Annotated in this window: 2 protein-coding genes and 4 pseudogenes; 2 read left to right on the top strand and 4 right to left on the bottom strand. The window is 45.4% G+C overall.

What is annotated here, in order from left to right; all coding sequences use genetic code 11:
* Positions 1-190 (top strand): annotated as a pseudogene (locus B9T16_RS26810) (transposase); the annotation flags it as partial.
* 17 nt (positions 191-207) lie between these two features.
* Here the strand turns inward: B9T16_RS26810 and B9T16_RS26815 are convergent.
* Both B9T16_RS26815 and B9T16_RS26820 read right to left on the bottom strand, forming a co-directional pair.
* Positions 208-378, bottom strand: a pseudogene (locus B9T16_RS26815) (IS4 family transposase); the annotation flags it as partial.
* A gap of 200 nt (positions 379-578) precedes the next feature.
* A pseudogene (locus tag B9T16_RS26820) lies at positions 579-1,569 on the bottom strand (IS4 family transposase); the annotation flags it as partial.
* A 353-nt stretch (positions 1,570-1,922) separates the two neighbouring features.
* On the opposite strand from B9T16_RS26820, the gene B9T16_RS26825 reads away from it, so the two are divergent.
* Positions 1,923-2,990, top strand: coding sequence for a Gfo/Idh/MocA family protein (locus B9T16_RS26825; protein ID WP_006616252.1), 1,068 nt, complete (start codon positions 1,923-1,925; stop codon positions 2,988-2,990).
* Between the two features lie 168 nt (positions 2,991-3,158).
* On the opposite strand, the gene B9T16_RS26830 is transcribed toward B9T16_RS26825, so the two are convergent.
* Together B9T16_RS26830 and B9T16_RS26835 are read right to left on the bottom strand one after the other, a co-directional pair.
* The gene (locus B9T16_RS26830; RefSeq protein ID WP_161783030.1) at positions 3,159-3,434 is read right to left on the bottom strand and encodes a hypothetical protein; all 276 of its coding nucleotides are present in this window, start codon (positions 3,432-3,434) and stop codon (positions 3,159-3,161) included.
* 12 nt (positions 3,435-3,446) lie between these two features.
* A pseudogene (locus B9T16_RS26835) lies at positions 3,447-3,573 on the bottom strand (transposase); the annotation flags it as partial.

The raw sequence follows: 3,573 nt of genomic DNA on the forward strand, positions 1-3,573 counted from the left end.
AAAGGGGGACGGATTCCTGATCTAGTGGAGGCGGCTCAATGCCGTTTGCTCTATCTACCACCGTATTCGCCAGACCTCAACAAGATAGAGAAATGTTGGTCGTGGTTGAAAGCCCGCATTCGCCATTGCACGTGAGCAGTTTGATTCTCTCGATGATGCCATGGATTCCGTTCTCCCAGCTGCGTCCTAACCACCTTGACTAATGCTATAATTTGAGGAAATTTGCACAGGATTTGCGAAGACCGTCGCCAATTCCGCCAGATTGACCGTCTTGGCTTGAAACAGCGCCATCAGGAACAGGCAGGCAAAGTTTCATCTCGCCCCGTGCCAGGGCAAGTGAGGGCGCAAAGTGTCTCGTAATCGGTTAAGCTCGTTCATGAGAGGGAAGTTTGGTTTGCGGTAATTCCGATCTAACCCTCTCACCCTAACTTGGCGCTACCCCCCCCACCCCTCGACTTTCGCCTCAGCCCGGAGCGCCCCCTTCAGCATTTTCGGCTAGATTCCCTTTTGGCTAAGACTTTCAGCTTTTTTGTCCTGTACTGAGGTGGCAACCCTATTTCATGCCTGAACGTCTCGCACAAGTGGTTATATTTAAACTTATGACCTCTTTGTGTCGCCAGCCAATAAGCGAAAGTAATTCACAAAAATAAGGCGAAAAATCGGGTTGAATCTACTCGGGTGGATTCCATGTTATCGCCCACACTTTTACAATCTCTAAACATCATTTCGATACCCCATCGCGCTTGATAAATTTGCTTAACCAGCTGGGTATTGTCAAGTTTGGTTAGTAAATACCACGTTTCTTTTACCTTTTTTCCACGATGATTTTTTTGCCCATAAACTCCTAGGTTAAATCCCTGAATAGGTTCAGATTTTTGAAAGGTTACATTTTTTAAAAAGGAGGATTTGCAAAATTTCTATTCCTGGGCTTTTAAAGACTTGCATGGATGGTTTTCTGTGGCTACAAAAGCGCTCTTTTTATGGCTAAATACAACGTCTACCCCTCTGGCTATTAGCCAGTCTGCTAGTTGGGCGCTATTAAATTCGCGCGTCTCCTATTACCACAACCGGATAAGGTTTTAAAAGAGCTAGTACCGGCTCTAATACTCGTTTCTGTTCCCGAAAATAACTACTGCCCAACTTGAAGAGTAGCTCCCCATATATTGGTAAAGCATGATTTCCAAAAATTATCGTGACCATCAGGAGATTCCGGTCTCTCCATTGAGTGCTCTCGATAGCAACCGCTACATAGTTTTTTGTTTTAAAACTTAATCTTGAGCGCTTTATCCTTTGTTCTATATTTAAATGTTTTTCTCGAAATTCAGATTTTAAAGCGGCCTTGATTATCGGAAACCACAGCAATTTAGCCGAAAGTTGGGGGAGTTTCAGAAATCGCTGGATATTTCGGATTCGACTCTTGTATTGAATGGGTTGGGGAAATAAGTTTGCGAGGGTTGATAATCTGACTTGCCGATAACTTTGAAGCATCATAACGAAGAGTTCTAAGGTCTGTGCTTGACTCTCGCTCAAATGGATTCGTAATAGTTTCTGGTATAACGTCTTTAGCATTAGCATTTTTGGTCAGGGTAGCTCCAAGGGCCACCCGCTTTTTGACGACCTCTCCATTATCTCAAACAATTGCCCCATCTGGGTTTTCCCTCCGTTGTCACCCTCTCAGGCTTGAGGGTCTCGAGTTAGACATCCCACCCGATAGCAGTTGAATTTCCATAATGAGAATTACTGGTTTCTTTAGAGAAATTCTGTACAAAATCTGATGCTGTGATAGTATCTGGGTGGATTTGTCCGAGTACGGGCGGGTTCTCCAATCATCCTCTATCTTGACCAGATTATTGGTGAACCTGCCCCTACGGCTTAATTGTCTTTTGTGTGTGGTGGAGAAGATTCCAGGAGTGCTCAATAGGATGTCAACAGGATATTCAAGCATTAGTGTAGGGCGAGGTCAACTAGACCCTCTACGGATTGGGGTAATTGGTGTTGGCAATATGGGACAGCATCACACGCGGGTTCTCAGTTTGCTGAAGGATGTACAACTGGTGGGAGTTTCCGATGTTAATGTGGAACGGGGACTCGACACAGCCAGTAAATACCAGGTTCGCTTTTTTGAAGATTATCGGGATTTGTTGGAATATGTGGATGCGGTTTGTGTGGCGGTTCCCACCCGTCTACATCACTCGGTAGGAATGACTTGCCTCAAGGCCGGAGTTCATGTGTTGATTGAAAAACCCATCGCTGCTAGTATTTCCGAAGCAGAGTCTTTAGTCAATGCAGCCGCAGAATATCAGCGCATCCTGCAGGTCGGACATATTGAAAGGTTTAATCCGGCTTTTGCTGAACTTGGTAAAGTCTTGAAAACTGAGGAAGTTTTGGCTTTAGAAGCACATCGCATGAGTCCATACTCCCACCGGGCTAATGATGTGTCGGTGGTGCTGGATTTAATGATTCATGATATCGACTTGTTAATGGATTTAGTCCCCGCCCCGGTGGTGAAGTTAACTGCTAGTGGCAGTCGTGCTTCAAATTCGGGTTATCTTGATTATGTGACGGCTACTTTGGGTTTTGGTAATGGCATTATTGCCACTCTCATCGCTAGTAAAGTCACCCACAGGAAATTGCGATCTATTGTAGCTCATTGTAAAAATTCCCTCACGGAAGCAGATTTCCTTAATAATGAGATTTTAATACACCGCCAAACTACGGCGGATTATGTGACTGACTATGGCCAGATTCTCTATCGTCAGGATGGATTAATTGAAAAAGTCCACACTAGCAATATTGAACCTCTCCATGCGGAATTAGAGCATTTTGTCAGTTGCGTTCATGGTGGAAATCAGCCGTCAGTAGGGGGAGAACAAGCCTTAAAAGCCTTGCGATTGGCAAGTTTGATTGAACAAATGGCTTTGGATGGTCAGGTCTGGTCGGCGAGAGAACTACCATATCCTATCAACTCCCCGACGGTTCAAGTCGGTTGATAGCTGATATCCTCGAAGATGCTCTCCCCCGGGAAACAGACCCACCGAGTGGCTCTCTCTCGGTCTCCCAGAGGGAGCCTTAAAAGTCTCTTGACCGCGAGGGCAGTTTAGATGTACATATCGGAATTACCGCCCCACTGAAAATATCTGTTCTCCGGTCAAGTTTAATTAGAGGAAAGGTGGCGATACAGCATCTTCTACTTTAGGCGATCGCAGAATATCTTGACCTCTAAATAAATAACAGGCTTGAACTTTCGGTAAGCCAGCCCCACCAGTTTCTGCTATGGGAACATCAATTAGGGGTCCACAATGGAGTCGCCTCCATCCCCTCCCATTCAGAACCGTACGTGAAAGTTTCCCTTTATACGGCTCGTAGGGTGCGTCACATCCCGATAATTGAAATAGACTGGAAGCGTTTACCGTTGTCTTGGAATTGTATAGCACTAGTCAATACGGTTAGGACGCAGCCTTGAGAACAGAATCCATGGCATCATCGAGAGAATCAAACTGCTCACGTGCAATGGCGAATGCGGGCTTTCAACCACGACCAACATTTCTCTATCTTGTTGAGGTCTGGCGAATA

It is taken from the genome of Arthrospira sp. PCC 8006, assembly GCF_046480465.1.
Classification (GTDB): domain Bacteria; phylum Cyanobacteriota; class Cyanobacteriia; order Cyanobacteriales; family Microcoleaceae; genus Limnospira; species Limnospira platensis.